This is a genomic window from Modestobacter sp. DSM 44400, from assembly GCF_900107175.1.
In the GTDB taxonomy this organism is placed as follows: domain Bacteria; phylum Actinomycetota; class Actinomycetes; order Mycobacteriales; family Geodermatophilaceae; genus Modestobacter.
This window is the reverse complement of record NZ_FNOZ01000020.1, coordinates 40,029-65,458: the sequence shown is the minus strand read 5'-3', so window position 1 is coordinate 65,458 and position 25,430 is coordinate 40,029. Positions and strand designations below refer to the sequence as shown.

22 protein-coding genes, 2 tRNA genes and 1 pseudogene are annotated in these 25,430 nt (G+C 72.2%); 11 read left to right on the top strand and 14 right to left on the bottom strand.

Annotation, left to right across the window (positions count from 1 at the left end):
- The first annotated feature begins 592 nt into the window (after positions 1–592).
- The gene (locus BLW04_RS29645; protein ID WP_217631034.1) at positions 593–991 is read left to right on the top strand and encodes a CPCC family cysteine-rich protein; all 399 of its coding nucleotides are present in this window, start codon (positions 593–595) and stop codon (positions 989–991) included.
- Positions 992–1,067: 76 nt separating this feature from the next.
- On the opposite strand, the gene BLW04_RS25935 is transcribed toward BLW04_RS29645, so the two are convergent.
- Entirely contained in the window at positions 1,068–1,400 is a 333-nt protein-coding gene (locus tag BLW04_RS25935) for a hypothetical protein (RefSeq protein WP_139306843.1), read from the bottom strand.
- Between the two features lie 468 nt (positions 1,401–1,868).
- Here BLW04_RS25935 and BLW04_RS29170 point away from each other — a divergent pair, with 468 nt between their 5' ends.
- Complete coding sequence (locus BLW04_RS29170) at positions 1,869–1,994, top strand: hypothetical protein (RefSeq protein ID WP_256375481.1); 126 nt, start codon at positions 1,869–1,871, stop codon at positions 1,992–1,994.
- Positions 1,995–2,180: 186 nt separating this feature from the next.
- A pseudogene (locus tag BLW04_RS28425) lies at positions 2,181–2,696 on the top strand (tyrosine-type recombinase/integrase); the annotation flags it as partial.
- A 217-nt stretch (positions 2,697–2,913) separates the two neighbouring features.
- Here BLW04_RS28425 and BLW04_RS13790 read toward each other — a convergent pair.
- The 13 genes from BLW04_RS13790 to dnaA form a co-directional block, all read right to left on the bottom strand.
- Positions 2,914–2,986 (bottom strand) — tRNA-Ala (locus BLW04_RS13790).
- Positions 2,987–3,020: 34 nt separating this feature from the next.
- On the bottom strand, positions 3,021–3,161 hold the full coding sequence (locus BLW04_RS26750; RefSeq protein ID WP_175484048.1) for a DLW-39 family protein: 141 nt from the start codon (positions 3,159–3,161) through the stop codon (positions 3,021–3,023).
- Between the two features lie 89 nt (positions 3,162–3,250).
- Positions 3,251–3,324, bottom strand: a tRNA-Ile gene (locus tag BLW04_RS13785).
- A gap of 101 nt (positions 3,325–3,425) precedes the next feature.
- Positions 3,426–4,379 carry a DUF3566 domain-containing protein gene (locus BLW04_RS13780; RefSeq protein ID WP_175484047.1) on the bottom strand — a complete coding sequence of 318 codons (954 nt, stop codon included), beginning with the start codon at positions 4,377–4,379 and terminating at the stop codon, positions 3,426–3,428.
- A 147-nt stretch (positions 4,380–4,526) separates the two neighbouring features.
- Positions 4,527–6,995 carry a DNA gyrase subunit A gene (gene gyrA / locus BLW04_RS13775; protein ID WP_091542036.1) on the bottom strand — a complete coding sequence of 823 codons (2,469 nt, stop codon included), beginning with the start codon at positions 6,993–6,995 and terminating at the stop codon, positions 4,527–4,529.
- A gap of 155 nt (positions 6,996–7,150) precedes the next feature.
- Entirely contained in the window at positions 7,151–9,166 is a 2,016-nt protein-coding gene (gene gyrB, locus BLW04_RS13770; protein WP_091542033.1) for a DNA topoisomerase (ATP-hydrolyzing) subunit B, read from the bottom strand.
- A gap of 294 nt (positions 9,167–9,460) precedes the next feature.
- A complete protein-coding gene (locus tag BLW04_RS13765; protein WP_254781527.1) occupies positions 9,461–11,182 on the bottom strand; it encodes an ABC transporter ATP-binding protein in 1,722 nt (573 codons plus the stop codon).
- A 76-nt stretch (positions 11,183–11,258) separates the two neighbouring features.
- A complete protein-coding gene (locus tag BLW04_RS13760) occupies positions 11,259–12,200 on the bottom strand; it encodes a hypothetical protein (protein ID WP_091542024.1) in 942 nt (313 codons plus the stop codon).
- Between the two features lie 68 nt (positions 12,201–12,268).
- A complete protein-coding gene (locus BLW04_RS13755; RefSeq protein WP_091542020.1) occupies positions 12,269–12,769 on the bottom strand; it encodes a DciA family protein in 501 nt (166 codons plus the stop codon).
- Entirely contained in the window at positions 12,762–13,970 is a 1,209-nt protein-coding gene (recF, locus tag BLW04_RS13750; RefSeq protein WP_254781525.1) for a DNA replication/repair protein RecF, read from the bottom strand. The genes BLW04_RS13755 and recF overlap by 8 nt, the downstream gene beginning before the upstream one ends.
- Before the next feature lie 39 nt (positions 13,971–14,009).
- On the bottom strand, positions 14,010–14,942 hold the full coding sequence (gene gnd / locus BLW04_RS13745) for a phosphogluconate dehydrogenase (NAD(+)-dependent, decarboxylating) (protein WP_091542016.1): 933 nt from the start codon (positions 14,940–14,942) through the stop codon (positions 14,010–14,012).
- Between the two features lie 187 nt (positions 14,943–15,129).
- Positions 15,130–16,290, bottom strand: coding sequence for a DNA polymerase III subunit beta (gene dnaN / locus BLW04_RS13740; RefSeq protein ID WP_091542123.1), 1,161 nt, complete (start codon positions 16,288–16,290; stop codon positions 15,130–15,132).
- A gap of 647 nt (positions 16,291–16,937) precedes the next feature.
- Entirely contained in the window at positions 16,938–18,899 is a 1,962-nt protein-coding gene (gene dnaA / locus BLW04_RS13735; RefSeq protein ID WP_091542013.1) for a chromosomal replication initiator protein DnaA, read from the bottom strand.
- Positions 18,900–19,604: 705 nt separating this feature from the next.
- Between dnaA and rpmH the strand changes: the two genes are divergently transcribed.
- The 8 genes from rpmH to BLW04_RS13695 all read left to right on the top strand — a co-directional run bounded on the left by rpmH (position 19,605) and on the right by BLW04_RS13695 (position 25,391).
- Positions 19,605–19,742, top strand: coding sequence for a 50S ribosomal protein L34 (rpmH, locus tag BLW04_RS13730; RefSeq protein WP_056296149.1), 138 nt, complete (start codon positions 19,605–19,607; stop codon positions 19,740–19,742).
- A gap of 1 nt (position 19,743) precedes the next feature.
- Complete coding sequence (gene rnpA, locus BLW04_RS13725; RefSeq protein WP_091542010.1) at positions 19,744–20,127, top strand: ribonuclease P protein component; 384 nt, start codon at positions 19,744–19,746, stop codon at positions 20,125–20,127.
- On the top strand, positions 20,124–20,546 hold the full coding sequence (gene yidD, locus BLW04_RS13720; protein ID WP_091542007.1) for a membrane protein insertion efficiency factor YidD: 423 nt from the start codon (positions 20,124–20,126) through the stop codon (positions 20,544–20,546). The genes rnpA and yidD overlap by 4 nt, the downstream gene beginning before the upstream one ends.
- Positions 20,539–21,654, top strand: coding sequence for a membrane protein insertase YidC (gene yidC, locus BLW04_RS13715; protein WP_091542003.1), 1,116 nt, complete (start codon positions 20,539–20,541; stop codon positions 21,652–21,654). Before yidD ends, yidC begins: the two co-directional genes overlap by 8 nt.
- Positions 21,655–21,754: 100 nt before the next feature.
- Positions 21,755–22,429 carry a Jag family protein gene (locus BLW04_RS13710; RefSeq protein WP_091541999.1) on the top strand — a complete coding sequence of 225 codons (675 nt, stop codon included), beginning with the start codon at positions 21,755–21,757 and terminating at the stop codon, positions 22,427–22,429.
- Positions 22,426–23,115, top strand: coding sequence for a 16S rRNA (guanine(527)-N(7))-methyltransferase RsmG (rsmG, locus tag BLW04_RS13705; protein WP_254781523.1), 690 nt, complete (start codon positions 22,426–22,428; stop codon positions 23,113–23,115). The genes BLW04_RS13710 and rsmG overlap by 4 nt, the downstream gene beginning before the upstream one ends.
- Before the next feature lie 91 nt (positions 23,116–23,206).
- Positions 23,207–24,256 (top strand): ParA family protein, encoded by a 1,050-nt coding sequence (locus BLW04_RS13700; protein ID WP_091542117.1) that lies wholly within the window; start codon positions 23,207–23,209, stop codon positions 24,254–24,256.
- A 106-nt stretch (positions 24,257–24,362) separates the two neighbouring features.
- On the top strand, positions 24,363–25,391 hold the full coding sequence (locus BLW04_RS13695) for a ParB/RepB/Spo0J family partition protein (RefSeq protein ID WP_091541995.1): 1,029 nt from the start codon (positions 24,363–24,365) through the stop codon (positions 25,389–25,391).
- Positions 25,392–25,430: the final 39 nt, after the last annotated feature.

Genomic DNA, 25,430 nt, shown 5'->3' with positions numbered 1-25,430 from the left:
CAGCCTGCTGGAACTGCTCCCAAACGGCCTCGAGTGCAGCGCGGCGACGCGGGTCCCATCCGGCCAGGGGCTCACCCCCTGCAGCGCTAGCCGTCATGATCACAGGCTACCGGCAAACCTGCCGGTTGACGCCGCTCGCACCCGCTCAACTGCCCGTAGCCTTGTCCACAAGCCCGGAGTGAAACCCCCAAAAGCAAGCGCCAAAAGCAAGCGCCAAAAGCAAGCGGCAAGCGCCAAAAGCAAGCGGCAAGCGGCAAGCGGCACGCGGCAAGCGGCACGCGGCAAGCGGCACGCGGCACGCGGCACGCGGCAAGCGGCAAGCGGCAAGCGGCAAGCGGCAAGCGGCAAGCATGCTACCGATCCGATAGAGCGACGGACCGCCTCGCCGGGCCGGTCGTCCGGCTGCGTTCGTCGTCGCCGGCAGGGCCATCGGAAGAGCGCACACCTCAGGCCGCGGCACAGCTGTGCGACGGAGTCCGGCACCGAGTGACGGGCGTCCACAGTCGGGACGTGTTGCCCAAAACGGCCCTTTAGGGCGAGCCGAGGCTTGCAAGTACGACCAGCTCCGGCTCCGGAACTACCGTTCACGCCTGTGACCCTGGCGGAGCGACTGCGCAGGTGCTTCGCCTTGCTGGGAGCCGGTCGCCGGGCCGTTCTTGTGCTCCACGTGGATGAGGCCGAGCTTGAAGCAAAGCGAGCGGCCGTCGCGACGCTGGTCAACGTGCAGCGCGACCCGGAAGGCGGCCCGTTCGCGTGCCCATGTTGCGCCTCACTGACGCTGCCGACCCGGGGCCAGTACGAGCTGTGCCCGGTGTGCTTCCGAGAGGACGAGGGCCAGGACGACCACGATGCCGACCTGGTTCGCCCCGGTCCCAACGGGTCTCTTTCGTTGACACAGGCGCGGGCCAACTACGCCGCACTCGGCGCCTGTGACCGCGCGTCCCTCCACCGGGTCAGGTCGCCCACCCCCCAGGAGAGGCCGACCAGGTAGCTGGCGCACGACAATTTCCCCCTGGGCGGCCCACGGCCGTCGCTCTGAGCGGCCCTCCACGGCGACGAGTGCCGACCTACTGTCGACCCGATGTGCGATCGGGAAGGGGCCAGTACGGCGTCGCCCTCGGCTCGCCGCGAGCGGTGCGGTCGGCGGCTTCGGCGTTGTCGGCGGCCACGTTCCTGGCCAGATGCTCGGCGGCGTACGCGACCTCATCGCAGCGCGCCGGATAGCCCGTTCCGTGGTTGGCCAACATGAGGAACCACTCCGTGCCGCCTCGTGGGCGCTCGACACGCAACTTTCTGGACAGTTGCTGCGCAATGTCGGGAGGGCAGCCCATGTCGCGTAAAGCTGCCGCGACCGCGGTCGTCATCCACGGCTGAACAACGGGCGGCTGGCCGGAGATCACTGCGAGAAGGTATCGCCGTCCGGTTCTCGCATGTCTCAAAAGCCGCCTTCAGGGCTGCATGCCTCGGCTGCTCCCCCGCCGTGATTGTTCTGGGCTGGCCGGCCGCCGGAAGGGCGCTGACGCGCCCTGCGGATGGGCCTTCGGTCCACCCTTCCCCCGGCCGACCACCTCACGGATCGGCGGCTACGGAGCGGCCGATGACTGTGGTCGGGCGGCGCCCCGCGGGTACTGGAGAGGAACTGGAGATTCACCAGCACGTCACCCATAAGCCGGCCGGAAGCGCCTGGGCGGGTGTCAGGGGTTTGGTGCACCCTGTCAGCCTCCGCCGTCGCTCTTCAGGGGACGCCATGGCAAGCATCGCAAGACGGGGCCGACGGGCGCTGGCGCGCTCGCTACCGCGACCCCGCCGGCCGGGAGCACGCTCGGCACTTCGACCGGAAGGTCGACGCGCAACGCTGGTTGGACTCCGTGACGACCGCCGTGGGCACCGGCACCTACGTCGACCCACGACGCGCCAAGGCGACCGTCGGTGAACTCGCCCCCGTGTGGCTGGCCGGCAAGATCAACCTCAAGCCGACGTCGCGGGCTCGCTAGGCGGACGTGCTGCGGACCCACGTCCAACCGCGGTGGGGTGACGTCCCGCTGGTACGTGTCACCCCGAGCGACATCCAGGCCTGGCTGGCCGAGCTCTCCGACAGGGGGCTGTCAGGAGCCTCGGTGCGCAAGGCCCAGGGCGTCCTGTCGGGGATCCTCGGTGCAGCCGTACGGGACCGCCGCCTCATGGCCAACCCCGCGCTCGGGATGAACCTGCCTCCGCTGGGGACGAAACGCCGGCGGTACCTCAGCTCCGCGCAGGTCGAGGCCCTCGCCGACGCTGCTGGGCCCGGGCGGGTGACCGTCCTCGTCCTCAGCTACTGCGGTCTGCGCTGGTCGGAACTCGCAGCTCTCCGGGTGCGGAACTTCGACCTGCTCCGCCGTCGGCTGACCGTCGAGGAGGCAGTCACCGAGATCAACGGGTCCACCGTCGTCTGGGGAACGCCGAAGACGCACGGCCGCCGCTCGGTGCCCCTACCGCGCTTCCTGGTCGACGAACTGGCGCGGTCGGTGGTGAACCGGCCCGGTGACGAGCTGGCCTTCCCGTCCCCGCAGGGCGCAGTCCTCCGGAACCGGAACGCCAGGTACGCCTGGTTCGACGACGCCGCCCGCGCAGCCGGCCTGGCCGGCCTGACGCCGCACGAGCTGCGGCACACCGCGGCGTCGCTGGCGGTGAGCGCCGGTGCCAACGTCAAGGCCGTCCAGCGGATGCTCGGCCACGCCTCGGCGGCCATGACCCTCGACCGGTACGCGGACCTCTTCGACGACGATCTGGATGACGTCGCCGAGCGCCTGGACCGCCTGCGTGCCACGACGTGCGGACCAGCTGCGGACTTTTTGCGGACTGAGCCCGCTCAGCCGGCCGACGACAGACAAGATCGAGAGGCAAACGCGCAGGTCAGACGGCCTGTCGATAGGGTGGAGACGAGGGGAATCGAACCCCTAACCCCCGCCTTGCAAAGGCGGTGCTCTGCCAATTGAGCTACGTCCCCGGGAAGGCGGTGGGGCGGGTGCCCACCACCGGAGTCACGAACGAGGGGTGCTGACCGATCCCGGGCCACTCGTGGCCTCGGCCCACAGGTCGGCCTCGCCCTTGCCGGCGCTGCGCTTGCGGACGGCCGCCAGGGCGCCGGCAGCCAGGGCTGCGACCGCCAGCTTCTTCAGCACGCGGGGTGACCTCCAGATGAGGTGTCGGCCCCGCGGCCGCGGGAACCGGTGTCCGTCGCGGCGCCGGAATCCGGTCACCGGTGCACGGGTGGGCCTGGGAGGACTTGAACCTCCGGCCTCATCCTTATCAGGGATGCGCTCTAACCAGCTGAGCTACAGGCCCGTGGACCGAGAGGGAGCTTACCTTGCCCGGATCGACGGCCTTCCTGCAGGGGCCCGCCGCGAGCCCGCGAGCGGTATGGGGCAGCGGGCCCTTCTACTTCGTCACTCGCGTTCCGCGAGGGTGACCTCCAGGCCACCGACGAGGTCCGAGCACAGGTTGTATACGACCGCCCCGACCGTGCACAGCGCGGTCAGCAGCACGACGTTGATGGCGCCGAGGACGGCTGCCCCGCCGAAGACCACGCCCGCGGTGATGACCTCGCTGTTGCCGCCGTCGCCGCCGGAGACGCTGCCCAGCTGGCCGAACAGGTCGTTGAGGGTCTGGAAGACCCCCAGGCCGTTCAGCACGCCGAACAGCAGGCCGACGGCCACCATCCACACGAAGAACAGCGCGATGGAGACCACCAGGGAGATCTTCAGCGCCGACCACGTGTCGATGTGCCGCAGCTGCAGCCGGGCCCGGCGCGGGCCACGGCTGACCCCACGCCCACGACCGTGCTCCTTGGGAGTGGTGGCGGTCGGCGTCGACGGGCTTCCCGCCCCGCTTCCCGGCGGACGACCGGACGCACCCGCTGGCCGACTCCCGGCCGCGGGCAGCGGGACCGCCTGGGTGCCCTCGGGGCCGACCGGGGCGGCCGGAGGGACCGGAGCCTGCCCGCGCGCACCCGGCGACCAGCCGGCACCGGCGGCGGAGCCGGAAGCCCGGCCCGCCGGCGCACCCGGCGGCGGGACCAGTGGACTCGACGGCGCGACGGTGCGGGCCGAGGCGTTCCCGTCGGCCGCCGGAGGAGACGACGGTGCGGGCGCGGCGCCGGCGAAGACTCCGGACGGGGGACTGTCGGGGGTGATGACCTGCGTGCCGTCGACCGAGGGCTGCGGGGCGGCTCCGCGCGCCGCTTCTGCGGCGGGAGCAGCCTTCGGCGTCTTCGCAGCCGGGCCGGCCGTGGTCGCACCGCCGTCACCGTCGCCGGGGATGGCAGCCTCCGGTAGACCGCCGGCCGCTCCGTCACCCTCGCGGGAGCCGGTGCGCACCGAACCTCGCGTCCGGTCGCTCATGCCTGTCTCCTGTCCCCCAGCGGCCCGCGCCGCTTCGTTGCCGCCCACGCCGTCCAGGCGACGCCGCACCGGTCACTGCCGTGGTCCTCGCGCAGCCCGGCGCCGGGGCGAGGTCGCCCCGGCAGCCGGTCTGGCATCCGCCCCACCCTAGGCGTCGGGCTCGTCGTTGTCCGTCGTACGCGCGATCGCCACGATCGAGACGTCTTCCGGCAAGTTCATGAGCTTGACGCCCATGGTGGCGCGGTCCCGGGTGTGCCGGACGCCGTTCACCGGCGTCCGGATCACGCCACCACCGGAGGTGATCGCGTACAGCTCGTCGCCGAGCACCACCGCAAGCGCACCGACCAGCACGCCCTTGCGGGCCTTGGGGTCGGCGGTCAGCACTCCCTTGCCGCCGCGGTTCTGCTCCGGGTAGTGCTCGATGCCGGTGCGCTTGGCGTAGCCGCCCTCGGTGGCGACCAGGACGTCGACGCCCTCGGTGACGACGATCATCGACAGCAGGGTGTCGTCGTCGGCCAGCGAGATGCCGCGCACGCCCTCGGTCGCGCGGCCCATCGGCCGCAGCTGCTCGTCGTCGGCCTTAAAGCAGATTGACATCGCCTTGCGGGTCACCAGCAGCAGGTTCTGATCGGGGCTGATCAGCGCCGCGCCGACCAGCTCGTCGCCCTCGCGGAGGTTCATCGCGATGACGCCGCCGGTGCGGGGGGAGTCGAAGTCGGTCAGCCGGGTCTTCTTGGCCTGCCCCTTGGCGGTGGCCAGCACGAGGTACGGCGTCACCGTGTAGTCCTTGATCTGGATGACCTGGGCGATCTTCTCGTCGGGCTGGAAGGCCAGGATGTTCGCCACGTGCGCCCCGCGGGCGGTGCGCGCCGCCTCAGGCAGCTCGTAGGCCTTGGCCCGGTAGACCCGGCCCTTGTTCGTGAAGAAGAGGATCCAGTCGTGGGTGGAGCCCACGAAGAACTGCTGTACCAGGTCGTCCTGCTTGAGCGCGGCGCCCAGAACGCCCTTCCCGCCGCGGCGCTGGCTGCGGTAAAGGTCGCTCTTGGTGCGCTTGGCGTAGCCGGTGCGGGTGATCGTGACGACCACCTCCTCCTCGGCGATGAGGTCCTCCATGGACACGTCACCGTCGTGGGCCACGAACTGGGTGCGCCGGTCGTCGCCGTACTTCTCGACGATCTCGGCCAGCTCGTCGTGGATGATCTGCCGCTGCCGCTCCGGGGAGTCCAGGATCGCCTGCAACTCGGCGATTCGGGCCTCGATCTCGGCCAGCTCGTCCAGGATCCGCTGCCGCTCCAGGGCGGCCAGCCGGCGCAGCTGGAGGTCCAGGATGGCGATCGCCTGGATCTCGTCGACGTCCAGCAGCTCCATCAGCCCGCTGCGGGCGGCGTCGGCGGACTCGCTGCGCCGGATGAGCGCGATGACGGCGTCGAGCTGGTCGAGGGCCTTGCCGTAGCCGCGCAGGATGTGCGCGCGCTCCTCGGCCTTGCGCAGCCGGTAGCGGGTGCGCCGGACGATGACCTCGACCTGGTGGGCTACCCAGTGCCGCACGAGCTCGTCCAGCCGCAGCGTGCGCGGCACGCCGTCGACGATGGAGAGCATGTTGCAGCCGAAGGTGGTCTGCAGCTGGGTGTGCTTGTAGAGGTTGTTCAACACCACTTTCGCGACGGCGTCGCGGCGCAGGGTGATGACCAGCCGGCGGCCCACCCGGTCGCTGGACTCGTCGGCGATCTCGGAGATGCCCTGCAGCCGGCCGTCGCGGACGCCGTCGGCGATCGCCTCGGCAAGGTTGTCCGGGTTGACCTGGTAGGGCAGCTCGGTGACCACGAGCTGGACCCGGCCGCGGGCGTCCTCCTCGACGGTGACCACCGCGCGCATCCGCACCGACCCGCGGCCGGTCCGGTAGGCATCCTCGATGCCATCCCGGCCGACGATCAGGCCGTGGGTCGGGAAGTCCGGGCCCTTGATCCGATCCATGCACGCGGTGAGGGCCTCCTCGGCCTCGGCCTCGGGGTGCTCGAGCAGCCAGAAGACGGCGGCCGCCACCTCGCGCAGGTTGTGCGGCGGCATGTTGGTCGCCATGCCGACGGCGATGCCGGCCGAGCCATTGACCAGCAGGTTCGGAATGCGGCCCGGCAGGACCAGCGGTTCCTGGTTCTTACCGTCGTAGTTCGGCTGGAAGTCGACGGTGTCCTCGTCGATGTCGGCCAGCATCTCCATGGCCAGCGGAGTCAGGCGAGCCTCAGTATATCTCATCGCTGCCGCAGGGTCATTGCCCGGTGACCCGAAGTTACCCTGGCCGTCGATCAACGGGTAGCGCATCGACCAGGGCTGGGCCAGCCGCACCAGGGCGTCGTAGATCGACGAGTCACCGTGCGGGTGGTAATTGCCCATCACCTCGCCGACGACGCGGGCGCACTTCACCGTCGCACGGTCGGGGCGGAAGCCCTGGTCGAACATCGCGTACAGCACGCGGCGGTGCACCGGCTTCAGGCCGTCGCGCACCTCGGGCAGCGCGCGGCCCACGATCACCGACATCGCGTAGTCGATGTAGCTGCGCTGCATCTCCTGCTGGAGGTCGACCGGCTCGACGCGGTCGCGGCTGGGGGTCTCGGTCACGTCTGGTTCTCCACAAGTCGGTGCACAGAGGTGGATGAATCCGCAGGCCGGGAGCTTGCGAGTGGCCGGTGCATTCATCCACCTCCCGCCGGAGGCGGTGCTCTGTCAATAAGTTTCCAGTACGGCGAAGCCGTTCCTTGCCTACACCGGAGGTGTCAGACGTCCAGGAACCGGACGTCGCGGGCGTTGCGGGTGATGAAGCTCCGGCGGGCCTCGACGTCCTCGCCCATCAGGATGCTGAACAGCTCGTCGGCCGCCGCGGCGTCCTCCAGCGTGACCTGCAGCAGGATGCGGGTCTCGGGGTTCATCGTGGTCTCCCACAGCTCCGTGGCGTCCATCTCGCCCAGGCCCTTGAACCGCTGGATCGCGTCGTCCTTGATCTTCCGACCGGCCTCGGCGCCGACCTTGAGGACGGCTTCCTTCTCCTTGTCGGTATAGACGTACTCGTCACCGAACTTCGCCCCCCACTTGATCTTGTACAGCGGGGGCTGGGCCAGGTAGACGTGGCCAGCCTCGACCAGCGGGCGCATGAAGCGGAACAGCAGGGTCAGCAGCAGCGTGCGGATGTGCTGGCCGTCGACGTCGGCGTCGGCCATCAGCACGATCTTGTGATACCGGAGCTTCGACAGGTCGAACTCGTCGTGGATGCCGGTACCGAAGGCGGTGATCATGGACTGGACCTCGGTGTTCTTCAGCACCCGGTCGATGCGCGCCTTCTCGACGTTGATGATCTTGCCACGGATGGGCAGGATCGCCTGGAACATCGAGTCACGACCGGACTTGGCCGAGCCGCCGGCCGAGTCCCCCTCGACGATGTAGACCTCGGAGTTGCGCGGGTCGGTCGAGCGGCAGTCCGACAGCTTGCCCGGCAGCCCGCTCACGCTGAGCAGGCTCTTGCGGGCCAGCTTGCGGGCGTCCTGCGCGGCGCGACGGGCCCGGGCGGCCGAGGCCGCCTTGGTGATGATGACCTTCGCCTCGGCGGGGTTGGCCTCGAACCAGTGCCCGATCTGGTCGTTGCAGACCCGCTGCACGAAGCCCTTGACCTCGGTGTTGCCCAGCTTGGTCTTCGTCTGGCCCTCGAACTGCGGGTCGCCGAGCTTCACCGAGACGATCGCGGCCAGACCCTCGCGGATGTCGTCGCCGGTGAGCTTGTCGTCCTTCTCCTTGAGGATCTTCTTGTCCACCGCGTAGCGGTTGACGATCGAGGTCAGCGCCGCACGGAAGCCCTCCTCGTGGGTGCCGCCCTCGTGGGTGTTGATGATGTTGGCGAAGGTGTGCACCGACTCGGAGTAGGCGTCCGACCACTGCATCGCCACTTCCAGCGACATCGCCGTGTCGTTCTTGCCGACCCCGTCGGCGGAGAAGCCGATCACGGAGCGGTGGATCGGAGTCTTGCGGCGGTTGATGTGCGCGACGTAGTCGACCAGGCCACCGTCGTACCGGTAGGTGATCTCGGTCGGCTCGAACGCCTCCTCCTCATGACCGGGGGCCACGGCGGTCTCGACCAGCGGGATCTCGTCGGCCAGGCCGGTCTCAGCCTTGCTCTGACCGGGCCGCTCGTCGCGCAGGATGATGGTCAGGCCCTTGTTGAGGAAGGCCATCTCCTGCAGCCGGCGGCTGATCGTGTCGAAGGAGTAAACCGTTGTCTCGAAGATCGACGGGTCGGCCCAGAACGTGATTGCGGTGCCGCGCTTGGTCGTCTCGCCCAAGCGCTCCAGCGGGCCGGGCTTGTTCTCGGTGTAGTGCTGGTGCCACTCGACACCGTCGCGCCAGATCTCGACGTCCAGTTCACTGGACAGCGCGTTGACCACGGTGACGCCGACGCCGTGCAGGCCACCGGAGACGCCGTAGCTCTTGCCGTCGAACTTCCCACCCGCGTGCAGGGTGGTCATGATGACCTCGAGGGTCGGCCGCTTCTCGACCGGGTGCATGTCGACCGGGATGCCACGGCCGTTGTCCTCCACCCGCACGCCGCCGTCGGCCAGCAGGGTGACCCGGACGGTGTCGCACCAACCGGCGAGCGCCTCGTCGACGGAGTTGTCGACCACCTCCTGCACCATGTGGTGCAGCCCGCGCTCACCCGTGGAGCCGATGTACATGCCGGGGCGCTTGCGGACCGCCTCCAGCCCCTCGAGGACGGTGATGGAGCTGCCGGAGTAGGCGTTCTCCATTGCCGGAGTGCTGGGTCGAGCGACCACGTGGGGCCCTTCTCTCGCGCAGCCAGGCGCCGGGCGCGCAGGACCGACGACGGGGTCGACGGAGGCGCAGAACGGCGCTCAGCGGGCTGCTGGCGGTGTGACTCCCCCAGCCTACCGGGTCTGCACCACAGGGCGCCGCCATCCACGCCCTGACGTCGCTCGAGAGCCCCTCCCGACACATCGACCACCACCCGTGTTGGCCCGGACGTCGACACACCGTCCTCGGGGCGCTGGTGCCGCTCTCGTTCCACGTGGAACGCGGGTGGCTCAGACGAGCAGCTGCGCCGTCGCGAGCTCGCGGTACAGCGGGCTTGTCTCCAGCAGCTCCGGGTGCGTACCGACGGCGGTCACCCAGCCGCCGTCCAGCACCACGATCTGGTCGCTGTCCAGGACCGTGGACAGCCGGTGGGCGACTACCAACAGGGCGCGGTCGGCCGCGGCGGTGGTCAGCGTGCGGCGCAGCAACCCCTCGTTGCGGGCGTCCAGGCTGGCCGTCGGCTCGTCCAGCAGCAGCAACGCCGGCCGGGCCAGGAGAGAGCGGGCGATGGCCAGCCGCTGCCGCTCGCCGCCGGACAGCAGCACCCCGTCGTCCCCCACCGGCACGTCCAGCCCGCGCGCCGAGCGCTGCACGAGCTCGGTCAGCCCCACGTCGGCCAGTGCCGCCCAGAGCCGGTCGTCCCCGACGTCGGGTGCGGCCAGCAGCAAGTTGTCCCGGACGGTGCCGGCGAGCACCGGGGCCTCCTGCTCGACGTAGCCCAGCCGCGCGCGCAGCGCCGCCCGGGGCAGCTCGCGGACGTCGGTGCCGGCCCACCGCAGTACGCCGCCGGACAGCGGGTAGAAGCCCTCGACCAGGGCCAGCACCGTGGACTTCCCGGCGCCGGAGGGCCCGACCAGCGCGGTGCGGGTGCCAGCCGAAACGGCGAAGGAGACGCCGTGCAGCACCTGCGTGCCGTCGGGGTAGCCGAAGTCGACGCCGTCCAGCTCGAGCAGCGGGGTCGGGTCCCCGGCGGCGGGCAGCCGCAGGACAGTCGTCGTCCCGGGGCGGTGCGGTGCCTCTGGCACGTCGTCGCGCTCGGGCTCCAGCGCGAGCACCTCCTGCACCCGGGCCAGCGCACCCAGCCCGGTCTGCAGCTCGGTGTAGGCGCGGATCACCTGACCCAGCGGCATGACCAACAGGAACAGGTAGAGAATGAAGGAGACCAGGTCGGCCACGGCGATCGAGCCGGTGGCCACCCGGTAGCCGCCCAGGCCGAGCACGGCCAGAAAGGCGCCCTGGACGGCAATCGACCCGGCCGGGGAGACCAGCGCCTGCAGCCGGGCGACCTGCACCCCCGCGTCGAAGGTCCGCTCCGCGCGGGTGCCGACCACGGCGACCTCCCGGCCGGTCGCCCCGCTGGCCCGGATGGTGCGCACCGCCGACAGCGCCCGTTCCACTGCCGCGCTCATCGCGCCGACCTGCTCCTGGGCCAGCCGCGCGAGCCCGCGAACCCGCCGCGCGGCCAGCACCGCCGTGGTTACCCCGACGCTGACCGAGGCCACCGTCACCAGCAGGAGCCAGACGTCGACCAACGCCATCGCCACCAGCGCACCGATGCCGACCACCAGCGAGCCGCCGACCTCGATGACGCCGCTGGTGACCGTGGCCCGCAGCAGGGTGGTGTCCGAGCCGACGCGGGACATCAGGTCCCCGGTCCGGCGCCGGTCGTACTCGGCGACCGGCAGCCGGAGCAGCCGGTCGGTCAGCGTCCGGCGGGTGGTGAGGACGATGCCCTCCGCCGTCCGCTGCAGGAGGTACTGCTGGCCGGCACCGAGCACCGCCGCGGCCACCAGCACGACGACGAGCGCGCCGATCCCCGGCAGCACCGTGCGGCCGGAGCCGACCGCGCCGACGACCCGGCCGACCAGCGCCGGCTGGGCCAGCGCCGCGGCGGCGGAGACCAGCGAGAGCACCGCGGCCCCGACCAGCGCACGGCGGTGCGGCCGGAGCAACGGCAACAGCTCCCGCAGCCCGGCGGTGGGCAGGGCGCCGGCGTCCCCGCCTGCGGCGCTGCTCAGGGCGGCCTGCTCAGGCCGCGGCGGCGAGCGCGCCGACCACGACGGCCAGCAGCCGGGCGTGGTGCTCGATCAGCTGCGGACGGTGCCCGTCCGGGCGCACGGCGGCCACGAAGCCGGCAGCCGACCACAGCTCGTCACCGTCGTCGGTGCCCAGCAGCAGCTGGCGGACCACCGGGTCCTCGACCACCCGGCGCACCTGCGGGCCGTCGACGGCGGCGAGCAGCACCCAGCGCAGGTCGAACTCCGGGTCGCCGCTGGGAACCTGCAGCAGCCCGCCGGTGCGGTGCTTCCAGAACCGGGCCGGGGTCAGCCGGAAGGACGGGACGTCGCCCAGCACCGGCGCAGCGGTGACCGCCCACCGGGGCACGGCGTAGCGGGGCGTCTCGTAGACGACGTCGAAGGCGACCAGGTCCAGGCCCATGCCCCGGCCGCGGACGACGTTGCCCGGGCAGTCCTCCTTGGCCGGGCGCACCGGCGCCGAGCGCACCAGGTCGACCAGCGGTGCGTCCTGTGGCCCGGTGCCGTCGGAGGCCACCCAGCCGTGGTGCAGCGCCCAGGCCTGGACGCCGACCGGGTCGGTCTCCCGCCGGAACACCTGCTCCGCGGCGCCGGGCTCCCGGCGCCGGCGCGGGCCGAACAGCCCGCGGGGACCACTTGGCGCCTGCTCGGCCGGTGGGAGGGCGTCGTCCTGGCGTTCGTCGGGGGCCGGCGGCTGCGACTGCGGAACCGCGGGCTCGATCGTCGAGCGCTCGGGCTCCACGGTGGGCAGGTCCCAACCCGGGGGCTGCCAGGCGGTGCTCCCGGTGGATGGGCCCGGGGCTGCGTTCGGTGGGTCCGCGGGCCGGTCGGCGGCCCCGGTGCCCTCGCCGCCGCCCTCGGCGAGGTGTTCGGGTTCCTGCCAGTCGCCGGGTCCGCGGTCATCGAAGCCGTCGCGGTCGTGGGGGCTGCTCATCGACCCACCTCCGGTGCAGGCAGGGAACGGCTACGCCGTGCTGTCAAGCGTTCCATGGGGCTCCTCGCTCAGCCGTAGGTGTCGCGTGGCCCGCGTCCGCGCACGGTGCGCGGGCCCTTCTTCCAGTTCGGTGCCGTCGGTCCCACAACGCGCAGCCGGGTCACGACGTCCCCGCCCACCTGCGCGTGCAGCTTGGCCAGGATCGAGGGGGCCATCAGCCGCAGCTGGGTCGCCCAGGCGGTCGACTCCGCGATGACCAGCAGCTCACCCTCCGACAGCGACTGCGGCCGGCAGTGCTCGGCGATGTCGGGTCCGACAAGGGTGTCCCAACGGCCGAAGACCGCGCCGACCTTGGTGCGCGACGTCCAGTCCTGCTGGGTGACCAGCGAGTCGACCAGCGACCCCAGCAGCTGCGGGTCGTCGGCGCCCGGGTGCGGCCCGGTCCACCGGCGCCGCGGTCCGGCGACCCGCCGGCGGGTCGGCTGCGGGCGGGCGGCCGACGCCGCGCGGGCGGCGTCCAGCGCGGCGCGGGCGATGTCCGAGGGCCGGGCCGGGCGCTCCTCAGCCACCGGACACCGGCCCGACGTCCGCAGGGATGGCCATGTCTGCGGAGAACGGCAGGACGACCGCCTGGCCGTCGGCCACCTGCACCCGGGTGCCGCGCAGTGCGGCGGGGACGTCCTCGGCCACGGCCGCAGTGATCAGCGTCTGCTCGGCGGTGGCGGCCACCGCGGCCAGCGCCGTGCGCCGGCCGGCGTCCAGCTCGGCGAAGACGTCGTCCAGAACCAGGATCGGGTCCTCGCCCTCGGCGCGCAGCAGCGCGAAGCAGGCCAGCTTGAGGGCGAGGGCGAGGGACCAGGACTCGCCGTGGCTGGCGTACCCCTTGGCCGGCGCCGGTCCGAGGTGCAGGACCAGGTCGTCGCGGTGCGGGCCGACCAGGGTGACTCCCCGGTCGACCTCCTCGCCGCGGCGCTCGGCGACCCGGGCCGCCAGCGCGGCGGACAGCTCGGCGGCGCCGGGCAGCGCCCGGTCGGGACCCAGTGGAGCGCCTTCGCCGGCCAACGGGACGGTGCTGGCGTAGCCCAGCGCTGCGGCGTCCGCGCCCGGACCGGCCACCCCGGCGTAGGCCGCGGCGACATGCGGCGCCAGGGCGGTGACCAGCTGCAGCCGGGCGGCGAGCAACTGACCGCCGAGATCGGTGAGGTGGCCGTCCCACACGTCCAGGGTGGCCAGCGCGTTGCCCCGCGCCAGCTTCGCCGTCTTCAGCAGGGCGTTGCGCTGTTTGAGGACCCGCTCGTAGTCGCTGCGCACCCCGGCCAGCCGCGGTGTGCGCGTCACCAGGAGGTCGTCGAGGAATCGGCGCCGCTCGGCCGGGTCGCCGCGCACCAGGGAGAGGTCCTCCGGGGCGAACAGCACGGTCTTGACCAGCCCGAGCAGCTCACGCGGTCGGGGCAGCGGCGCCCGGTTGACCCGCACCCGGTTGGCCCGCCCGGGGTTGATCTCCACCTCGACGAGCAGCTCACGCTCGTCGCGGCGCAGCGCGGCGCGGACGACGGCCTGGCTGGCGCCGTGCCGCACCAGCGGCGCGTCGGAGGAGACCCGGTGACTGCTCAGCGTGGCCAGGTAGCCGACCGCCTCGACCAGGTTGGTCTTGCCCTGGCCGTTGCGACCGACCAGCACCGTCGGGCCGGGGGTCAGCGCCAGGTCGGCGGACTCCCAGCTGCGGAACTGGCCGACCTGCAGGTGCCGGACGTACACGGTCACACCCATCCAGCGATGTGGTTCATCCGGGTGACCTCGCCGGCTCGGTCACGCGGGCTCCTCGGCCTCCTGGGCCCGGATCGCGTGCACGGCGTGACCACCGAACTGGTTGCGCAGCGCCGCGACCGCCTTCATCGTCGGCGAGTCATCCTGCCGGGAGCCGAACCGGGCGAACAGCGACGCAGAGATCGCCGGCATGGGCACGGCGTGCTCGATCGCCTGCTCGACGGTCCAGCGGCCCTCGCCGGAGTCCTCGGCGTAGCCGGTGATCTGGTCCAGGTCCGGGTCCTCCTGCAGCGCGCGGACCAGCAGGTCCAGCAGCCAGGAGCGGATGACGGTGCCCTGGGTCCAGGAGGCGATGACGCCGGGGACGTCCTCGACCAGGTCGACGGCGGCCAGCAGTTCGTAGCCCTCGCCGTAGGCCTGCATCATCGCGTACTCGATGCCGTTGTGGACCATCTTGGAGAAGTGCCCGGCGCCCACCGGGCCGGCATGCACGAAACCGGCACCCGGCAGCGGCTCACCGGACTCGTCCTCCGGCGCCGGTGGCTTGAGGGCGTCGAAGACCGGCTGGACCTTGGCCACGTCCTCCTTCGAGCCGCCGACCATCAGCGCGTAGCCGTTCTCCAGGCCCCAGACACCCCCGGAGACCCCGGCGTCGACGTAGCCGATGCCCTTGGGGGCCAGCTCGTCGGCGTGCACCTGGTCGTCGGTGAACTTCGAGTTCCCGCCGTCGACGACGACGTCACCGGGGCTGAGCAGCTCGCCGAGCTCGCGGACGGTGGCCCGGGTCGGCTCACCGGAGGGCACCATCACCCAGACCACGCGCGGCGCGCTCAGCGCCTCGACCAGGGCGGGCAGGCTGTCGACGTCCCGCTTGCTCGGCGCGCGGTCGTAGCCGATCACCTCGTGGTCGGCGCGGCGCAGCCGCTCGGCCATGTTGCCGCCCATCTTGCCCAGCCCGATCAGACCCAGCTGCACGATTCGGTCCCTCTCCTTCTCGGCGGACGTTCCCCCGCCATCGTGCTCGTCGCCGGCGGCAGCCGCGCGACGGACCCCCCGCGGCCCCGTCCAGGGCCCCGCGCCGAGCACGGTGACGTCCTGGAACGGCCACCCTTCAGGGGCCCGCGCCGAGCTTGCGAGGCGTGGGGGGAAGGGTGGTCCTACTTCAGCCGGGCAGTCGCACCGGCATGATCAGGTAGCGGTAGCTGCCCGGGCGCTCGGCCGGGCGCTGCTCGCCACCGTCATCGGCGGCCGGCTCTGCGACGCCGGAGAGGACGGCGGGCTTCAGCGCGGTGGTGAAGTCCAGCCGCGCCCGGTCGGTGTGCACCGCGGCCAGCCCGTCGAGCAGAAATGTCGGGTTGAAGCCGATGGTCAGCGCGTCCCCGTCGAAGTCGACGTCGCAGCGCTCCTCCGCCTGACCCTCGTCGTCGGTGCCACCGGCGCGCAGCGTGACCTGCCCCGGGGTGAACTCGCAACGCAGCGGGGTGCCCCGCTCGGCGACCAGGGCGACGCGCTTGGCCGCGTCGGTGAAGAGCGCCACCGGCAGCATCGCGCTGGAGGTCGACTCGCTGGGCATGATCGCCCGGTACTTGACGAACTCGGCGTCCAGCAGCCGGGTCGTGGTCTGCCGGTCCTTGCCCGACAGGCCCAGGATGCCCTCGCCCGAGCCGCCGGAGGACAACGAGAGAACGACCTCGGGGCCACTGGTCAGCGTCTTCGCCGCGTCGGCCAGGGTGCGCGCCGGGACCAGCACGGCCGCGGACAACCCAGGGGTCTCCGGGCGCCAGGCGAACTCGCGCACCGCGAGCCGGTAGCGGTCGGTGGCGGCCAGTGTGACCAGGTCGTCCTCGATCTCCAGCCGGACGCCGGTCAGCATCGGCAAGGTGTCGTCCCGGCCGGCGGCCACGGCGACCTGGCTGACCGCCTCGGCGAAGGCGTCACTGTCGACGACCCCTGCGGTGGAGGGCATCGACGGCAGGGACGGGTAGTCCTCCACCGGCAGCGTCGGCAGGCTGAATTTCGCGTTGCCGCAGCTGATCGACAACCGGGCGCCCTCGGCGACGATCTCCACCGGGTGCGGCGGGAGCGCGCGGGTGATCTCGGCGAGCAGCCGGCCGGGGACCAGGGAACGGCCGCCCTCGGTGGACTGAACATCGATCTCCGACCGCGCCGAGACCTCGTAATCGAAGCCGGACACCGACAGTTGGTTGCCCTCGACCTCCAACATGATCCCGGCCAGCACCGGCACCGAGGGACGCGGCGGCAGGCTGCGCGCCGTCCAGGCGACCGCCTCGGCGAGCACCTCTCGTGCCACCCGGAACTTCATGCTGTACCCCACCCCTTGTCGGTGCACACTGCTCGGCTGCGCTGGCTGGTCCGGCGCGGTGTGCGGCGACCATCCTCTCCTGCGCAGGCCCCCCGCGTCTCCACTGCCCTCGTCCCTGCCCGCTCGGCGGTTCCGTCCGGGCCCCGGACCGGCACGTCCCCATCCTGAATGTGGTTGGAGAACACCTGGAGAGAAGTACTTCATCTTCGTCATCACGTATGTGGAACCTGGGGATCGAGCCCCTTCGTGGAGGTCACCCCCGAAATGGCCCTGTTGGTGCGCTGTGAGCCGTGAACCGTCTTCCTGTGTCGACACGTGGACAACTCGACCGCTGTGCACCGTCCACGACCGGTCTCCACCCGCCGTCCCCTGGCGGCACCCAGGGTCGTCCCCATGCCCTGCCCCCGACCGCGGCAGGCGCCGTGGAGGCCCCCAGCGTCGTCCGCAGGATGTGGACAGCGGGCGGCGCAACGGTGGACGTCGCAGGTCAGCGGGGGGCCCGGCCACGGCGGCGGGCCCTCGGCCAGGCGGTTGCCCGATGGTCGGGAGTGCGCAACCGCTCTCCCCAACCTGTGCACAGCCCTGGGGACAAGGCGACATGTGCGGGGACGGTGACCGTCGTCCAGGGGCGGTCGGTCACCGGAAGGTCACTGACGGGCGCGGCTCTTGATCCGTGCGGTGAGCTCGGTGACCTGCGTGTACGTCGCCCGGCGCTCGCTCATCAGGCCGGTGATCTTCTTGACCGCGTGCATGACCGTGGTGTGGTCCTTGCCGCCGAAGGAGGCGCCGATCCGCGGCAGGGACAGCTCGGTGAGCTCGCGGCACAGGTACATGGCGATCTGCCGGGCGTTGACCAGCGTGCGGCTTCGGTTGGCGCCCTGCAGCTCCTCCATCGTCAGGGAGAAGTACTCCGCGGTGGCGGCCATGATGATCGCCGCGGTGATCTGCGGGCCCTGCTCGTCGCTGATCAGGTCCTTGAGGACCAGCTCGGCCAACGCCAGGTCGACCGGCTGCTTGTTCAGGCTGGCGAAGGCGGTGACCCTGATCAGCGCGCCCTCGAGCTCGCGGATGTTGGTCTGCACCTTGCTGGCGATGAACTCCAGCACCGCGTCGGGGGCCTGCAGCCGCTCCCCCCACGCCTTCTTGCGCAGGATCGCGATGCGGGTCTCCAGGTCGGGGGCCTGGACGTCGGTGATCAGGCCCCACTCGAAGCGGGTGCGGAGCCGGTCCTCCAGCGTCGTCAGCTTCTTCGGCGCCCGGTCGGAGGTGATGACGATCTGCTTGCTGGCGTTGTGCAGCGTGTTGAAGGTGTGGAAGAACTCCTCCTGGGTGCGCTCGGCGCGCTCCAGGAACTGGATGTCGTCGATCAGCAGGAAGTCGATGTCCCGGTAGCGGCGACGGAAGTCCTCCGCCCGGCCGGAGTGCACCAGGTTGATGAACTCGTTGGTGAACTCCTCCGTGCTGACGTAACGCACCCGCACGTTGGGGAACATCCGGGCCGCGTAGTGCCCGATGGCGTGCAGCAGGTGGGTCTTCCCCAGCCCCGAGTCGCCGTAGATGAACAGCGGGTTGTAGGCGCGGGCCGGTGCCTCGGCCACCGCGACCGCCGCGGCATGGGCGAACCGGTTGCTGTTGCCGATGACGAAGGAGTCGAAGACGTACTTGGGGTTCAGCCCCGGGTCCAGGCCGGCGGGACGGTGCCGGTCGGCGAACAGCGGGACGGCGCCGGAACCCCGGGTGCCCTGGCCACCGCGCTCGCCGGGGCGCCGCTCGGCAGCCCGGTCACCGGCGCGATCGGCCGGGTCGAGGTCCCACGGCGCCGCACCGCGGCGGGCGTCGTCCCCGGCCGGCCCGCCGGAGCCGCGGGGGTCGCCGTCGGGCTCGGCCGACCGGTCGGCACCCTGGGACCAGTCGCGGCCGTCCCCGGACTCGGGCAGCCACGCCTCGGTGCGCACGCCGAAGGCGCTGCGGCCGTCGTCGGCGCGGTCCCGGGCAGCCCGGTCCTCGTCGGCGCGATCCTGGGCGGCCCGCTCGCGGGCGGCGCGGTCCTCCTCGGACCGCCCGGCCGCGAAGCCCTCGGCGAAGCGGTCGTCGCCGAAGGACTCCTCGGACGAGCGCCCTGCGGTGAACCTGTCGGCGGTGAACCGATCGTCGGCGAAGCGGTCGCCGGCGTACCGCTCGTCGGGCAGGCGCTGCTGGACGTAGGACTCGAAGCGGTCGCCTGGCCGGGTCGCGGCAGGTCGCTCCGCGGGGCGCTCCGGCGCGCGGTCGGCCGGCCCACCGGCACCCCAGCGGGGATCCAGCGGCTGCTGCGCGTCCGGCGTCCCGGTGCCGGCACCCGGCTGCACCGGGGCGTCCTCGAGCTGGACGGCGACCCGGATCTCCCGGCCGAACTGCTGGGACAGCGCCTCGGCGAGCACCAGCCGCATGCGCGACTCGAGCACCGTCTGGGTGAACTCGTTGGGCGCGGCCAGGACGGCGGTGTCCTCCACCAGGCCCAGCGGGCGGGTCAGGTTCAGCATGGCGTTCTGCTGCGGGGACAGGCTGGTGGCGAGCCGTTCGCGGATCTGGTCCCAGACCGTCGCCAGGTCGACCGTGGAGTCGGCCATCGTCTGTCGTCCCTTCCCGTGCTTCGGCTCTGCTTGTCCCGTCGGTCCCTCGGCGGAGGGTGCGTCCCGCGTCTGCGGGAGCCACGCGGACCCCAGGCCGGTCCCCAGGTGTGGAGAACCGGCGCAGCTGGTTCCACACCGGTGTCCACAGAGTGTGCACGGGCAACGGCCTCCGCCGTCGACCGCTGGGTCGCGGGGATCCGGTAGATCGCGTCGGTGCTGGTCAGGGCCGGTGTCCGGGCAAGCGGTGGAGCGGTGCATCAGGGGCAGACCGACCGGGCCCGCCCCGTTCGGGGACCGTGTCGTCCCACATGGAGCGACGGCGACGCTAACAGCCCCGTCCACAGCTCGGCAACGACGACCGGCGCGTCCCGCCGAGGATGCGGTCGCGTCGTCCGGCGTGTGCTCCGCATCCGGCGACCCCCGCGGTCGATCATGGTGGGTCGCTCGTGCCCCGGACGGGACCGCAGCCCCCGGCCCGACCGGACACCGCCCCTCGGCGGGACTCGGCTATGCTGGTCGGAGTCTGTGGACAACCGCACGTCGCACCCGGGAGACCCATCGCCCGAGCAGCGTGCCTGGCCGCGGCGAACCAGCCTCGGGTGCAGGTCCCGGTCGCGACCCCGCGACCTCCTGTGCCCGCACGCGTGTGAGGCCCGATCCGGGCACCGCCGCGCCGACGTCGTCAGCAAGTGGGAGTCCCTCGTGAGCAAGCGCACGTTCCAGCCGAACAACCGTCGTCGGTCCAAGACCCACGGCTTCCGGCTGCGCATGCGCACCCGGGCCGGCCGCGCCATCCTCGCCGGCCGCCGGCGCAAGGGTCGCGACAAGCTCTCCGCCTGAGGTGCTGCCAGCGCAGGCACGCCTGCGCCGGCGGCCGGAGTTCACCGTGGTCGTCCGGTCCGGTCGTCGCGCCGGTCGCCCGACCATGGTGCTGCACTTCCTCTCCGTACGGCCCGTAGCCCGGGCCGGGGGTCCCCTGGACACCCCGGCCGGGCCACGGGCCGGTTTCGTGGTGGGCAAGGCCGTGGGCAACTCGGTCTGCCGGCATCGGGTGGCCCGTCAACTACGGCACCTGGTGCGCGAGCAGCTCGACCGGCTGCCCGACACCGCGGACCTGGTGGTCCGTGCCCGGCCCGAGGCCGCGGGCGCCGACGTCGCCGTGCTGCGCCGCGACCTGGGGGCCGGCCTCGACCGCGTCCTCGCCGAACGGGGTACCCGGTCATGAGCGAGCTCGCGAGCTCATGCGGAGTTCACGGCACCGCTCCCCGGGGTGTGGTCGCGCGCACCCTGCTGGCCGTCGTCGGCTTCTATCAGCGGGCGGTGAGCCCAGTGCTCCCACCGCGGTGCCGGTTCGCCCCGAGCTGCAGCGCGTACGCCGTCGAGGCGATCCAGCTGCACGGGGCCGCCCGGGGTAGCTGGCTGGCCGTGCTCCGGCTGGCGAAGTGCGCGCCCTGGCACCCCGGCGGGGTCGACCTGGTGCCGGCCCGCCGCACCGTAGGCCCCTCAGGAACCGCCGAGCCCACCCACTCGTCGTGCACGTCGGCGCCTTCCCGGGCGCCGCTCATCCCCGGAGCGGGTCCCCGTGACCGTGCTCACCGGCCGGCCCCCGGCCGGACCCCGCCCCAGGAGGCTGGCGTTGCTTGATCCGCTCTACACCGCCATCGCATGGGTGATGAAGCAGTGGCACGCCCTGTTCTCCACCTTCCTGGACCCCGCCAGCGGCATCACCTGGGCGCTGGCGATCGTCTTCCTGGTCGTGACCATCCGGGTGCTGCTGTTCCGCCTGTTCGTCAAGCAGGTCAAATCCCAGCGGGCGATGCAGGAGATCCAGCCGGAGATCCAGAAGCTGCGCAAGCAGTACGGCAGTGACAAGCAGGGCTTCAGCACCGCGATGATGGCCCTGCAGAAGGAGCGCGGGGTCAACCCGCTCGCCGGCTGCCTGCCGATCCTGCCGCAGATCCCGGTTTTCATCTCCCTGTTCCACGTGCTGCGCCGGCTCGCCCCGGACAAGCCCGGTCTGTACAGCTGGGACAACGAGCTCACCGACCAGGCGTCCCGGGCCAAGCTGTTCGGTGCGCCGATCTCCTCCTCGTTCAACATGCAGGGCGACAAGGCCGACGCCATCCTGGCGTTCTCCAGCTACACGAACATCCGCATCGTCGCCGCGGTCCTCATCGTGATCATGTGCCTGACGACCTTCTTCACCCAGAAGCAGATCCAGAAGCGCTCCGGTCCGGTCGAGGGCCAGGCGGCCACCGTGCAGAAGCTGCTGCTCTACGGCATGCCGTTGAGCCTGCTCGTCTCCGGCTTCTTCTTCCCCATCGGCGTCCTGCTGTACTGGTTCACCAACAACCTCTGGACGCTGGGCCAGCAGTTCTACATCCTCAAGGCCCTCCCGCCGCCCGGCTCCCCGGCCGCGCTGGCCAAGGCCGCCGCCGACAAGCCGGCGATCGACCCCAGGGCGCTCGCGCCCAAGCCCGGCGCCAAGCCGGTTCGTGCCAAGCCCGGCCGCCCCGCCACCGCTGCGCCCGAGCCCACCGTCGCCCCCGAGTCGGTGACCGCCGCCGACGCGCCGCCACCGGACGCCGCCGACACCGGGGCCCCGCCCGCCGCGTCGGCCGGGGGTCCGACCGGCAGCACGGCCGCCGGCTCCGGCGGCGCGAACGGCCGCCCCGCGGGGGCCGCCAACCGGCCGCGCGGCGGCGGTCCCGGCTCGGCGCCGGCCAACCGCGGGAAACGCAGACGCCGCTGACCCCGCCGGCCGGTGCCCCGCCGCAACGGCCCGCCGGCCGCCGCCGGCCCTTGACCACCGGGCTCGCCCGGCCGCCTGCACGACTCTGGGAGGAACCATCGTGAGTGCACCCGACAACGACACCGTCACCACCGCCGAGGCGACCTCCGACGCGGTGCTGCCCCAGACCGGTGGCAGCGGGGACCCAGCGCTGCCCGACGCCGACGAGATCTCCTCCGACGCCGTCGTGGAGACCGTCGACGTCCGCGACGAGGACGACGAGGACGAGGACGAGGACGAGGACGAGGACGACGACGACGAGGACGGGTCGCCGGACACCCTGCTCGTCCGCGAGGGCGACGTGGCCGGTGACTACCTCGAGCGCCTGCTGGACATCCTCGACGTCGACGGCGACATCGACCTCGACGTCGAGGGCGACCGCGCCTCGGTCGCCGTCGTCGGGGGGGAGTTGCGCACCCTGATCGGCCCGGACGGCGCCACCCTGGAGGCGCTTCAGGAGCTGACCCGGCTGGCCGTGGCCCAGTCCACCGGCGTCCGCAGCCGGCTGATGCTCGACATCGGCGGTTTTCGGGCCAAGCGCCGCGCCGACCTGACCAGCTTGGCCACGGCCGCCACCGAGCGGGTCGGTCAGAGCCGCCAGCCCGAGCGGCTGTCGCCGATGAACCCGTTCGAGCGCAAGGTCGTGCACGACGTCGTCGCCGCGGCCGCCGGTGTACGCAGCGAGTCGGAGGGCGAGGAGCCGAACCGCCGCGTCGTGGTCCTGCCCGACGCGTGATCGGCGGAGACACCGGGCACGACGACCCGGCCAGCGGACCACCGAACGTAGTCGTTCCGGAAATACCTGCAGGTGCGGCAGCTGTCTTCGGCGACGCGCTGGACGACGTTGCCGCCTACGTGACCATGCTTGCCGGGGACGGCGTCGTCCGCGGGCTGATCGGGCCACGCGAGGTCCCGCGGCTGTGGGAGCGGCACGTGCTCAACAGTGCGGCGCTCGCCGAGGCGGTGCCGGCCGGTGCCCGGGTCGTCGACGTGGGCAGCGGTGCCGGGCTGCCCGGGATCCCGCTGGCTCTCGCCCGGCCGGACCTGACGATGACCCTGGTGGAACCGATGGCCCGCCGGGTCGAGTTCCTCTCCGACGTGGTCACGTCGCTGCACGCTCCTTGGGCGGTCGTGCGGGGTCGGGCCGAGGAGCGGTCCGTCGTCCGGGCGGTCGGACCGGTGGACGTGGTCACCGCCCGGGCGGTTGCCCCGCTCCCCCGGCTGGTGGGCTGGTGCCGCGGCCTGTTGCGGCCGGGCGCCCAACTGATCGCCCTGGTCGGGGCTCGGGCGGCGGGGGAGGTGCCGGAGCTGGTGCCCGAGCTCGAGGCGGCCGGCATGCGCGACGTGCACACGCGGGCCGTCGGTGTCGAGCTGGGTGCTGCAGCCACTACCGTGGTGGTCATGACGCGCGGTGGCCGATGATGGTTCCGCTCCGGACGGGGACCGTTCCACGTGGAACAGCGCCCAGAAGGCCGCGTTCCACGTGGAACACGGTGGTGAGGTGGATGCGCCGATGACCGACCCGGGCGAGCGGCTGCGGTCCAGCCTGACCGCCGACCAGTCCGCCGGTGCGGAGTTCGACAGCCCGATAGCGGCCGAGGCGATGCGGGCGACCCGTGTGCTGCACGCGGCCGACCAGGAACCGTTCCCCGCCCCAGGGCGGATCCGGGTCATCACCGTGGCCAATCAGAAGGGCGGCGTCGGCAAGACGACGTCGACGGTGAACCTCGGGGTGGCCCTGGCGATGTACGGCGTGCGGACCCTGGTCATCGACCTCGACCCGCAGGGGAACACCAGCACCGCCCTCGGGGTCGAACACACGGTGGGCACGCCGTCGATCTACGACGCCCTGATCGGGGACGCCACGCTCGCCGAGGTCGCGCACCCGACGACCGCCAGCCCGCACCTGCGGTGCGTCCCGGCGACGATCGACCTTGCCGGCGCGGAGATCGAGCTGGTCTCGGTCGTCGCTCGCGAGCATCGGCTGCGCCGGGCCATTGAGGCGTACCTGCACGAGCAGCCGGCCGACCAGAAACCCGGCTACGTGCTCATCGACTGCCCGCCGTCTCTCGGGTTGTTGACCCTCAACGCGCTGGTGGCCGGCGACGAGGTGCTCATCCCGATCCAGTGCGAGTACTACGCACTGGAGGGACTGGGCCAGCTCATCTCCAACATCGACCTGGTCCGGGCCCACCTCAACCCGGGCATCTCGGTCTCCACCATCCTGCTCACCATGTACGACGGCCGCACCAAGCTGGCCGACCAGGTGGCCGACGAGGTCCGCAGTCACTTCGGGGACCTGGTTCTCAAGGCCGTCATCCCGCGGAACGTGCGGGTCAGTGAGGCGCCCGGATACGGGCAGTCGGTGCTCACCTACGACCCGGGCTCGCGCGGATCGACCAGTTATGTGGAAGCCGCCCGGGAACTCGCCGAGCGCGGGGCGCGGCTCGAGCCGCGGACTCCGCCGCCGCCACCCATGCCGCCGGCCGGCCCACCGGTCGCCGCGCTGGTGCTCGGCGAGCCGGTGACCACTCGCGGACTGACCGGCAGGCACGGTTCGTGAGCGAGCCAGCGAGCTCACGCGTACCGATTCGTCTCCGTCCTCTCTGCACCACCGACATCCCGCTCGTACCGCGATTGCGGACCCCGAGCACCAGCCAGGAGGACCAATGACCAAGCGCGGCGGTCTCGGCCGGGGCCTGGCGGCCCTCATCCCCACCAGTGCTCCGGCGCCGACGGCGACGCCTGCGGCCCGGGCCGCGGAGGCCGCCGAGGCGTCCGCGGGCGGCGTCGGGCCGGCAGAGCGACCGGCGTCCCCTGGCTGGGCCGAGCGCGCCGCCCCGGTGACCGCGCTGCCGGTCCCGACGGGCGCCGAAGTGGTCGGCGTCCCCGGCGCGCAGCTGCGGGAGTTGCCGGTCGAGGAGATCGTCCCCAACCCCAAGCAGCCCCGGCTGGTCTTCGACGACGACGCCCTCGACGAGCTCACGCACTCGGTGCGCGAGTTCGGCCTGCTCCAGCCCATCGTGGTCCGGGAGGGCCCGGACGGCGGCTACGAGCTCATCATGGGCGAGCGCCGGCTGCGGGCCGCCCGCGCCGCCGGGCTGGAGAGCGTCCCGGCGATCATCCGGGACACCACGGACGATGCGATGCTGCGCGACGCCCTGTTGGAGAACATCCACCGCGTCCAGCTGAACCCGCTTGAGGAGGCCGCGGCCTACCAGCAGCTGCTCGAGGAGTTCGGTGCCACCCACGAGGAGCTGGCGAGCAAGATCGGGCGCAGCCGATCGCAGGTCACCAACACCATCCGGCTGATGAAGCTGCCGGTGAAGGTGCAGAGCCGGGTCGCTGCGGGGGTGCTCTCCGCTGGGCACGCCCGGGCGCTGCTCGGCCTTCCCGAGGCCGAGGCGCAGGAGGCGCTGGCCACCCGGATCGTGGCCGAGGGCATGTCGGTGCGGGCCACTGAGGAGGCCGTGTCAGTCGCGGTGGCCGCCACTCCCTCTGCCGCCCGACGGAACAACCGCAAGCTGACCGCTCCCGGGGTCGAGGACCTCGCCGGCCGGCTGTCCGACGTGTTCGAGACCAAGGTGAAGGTCCAGATCGGCCGCGCCAAGGGGCGGATCGTGGTGGAGTTCGGCTCGGTCGACGACCTGCAGCGGATCGTCGGGATGATGGCCCCCGACATCACCGGAAGAAGCTGAGGGGAGAGGGGGCTGCTGCTGGAGCACCGCCCCTTGTGT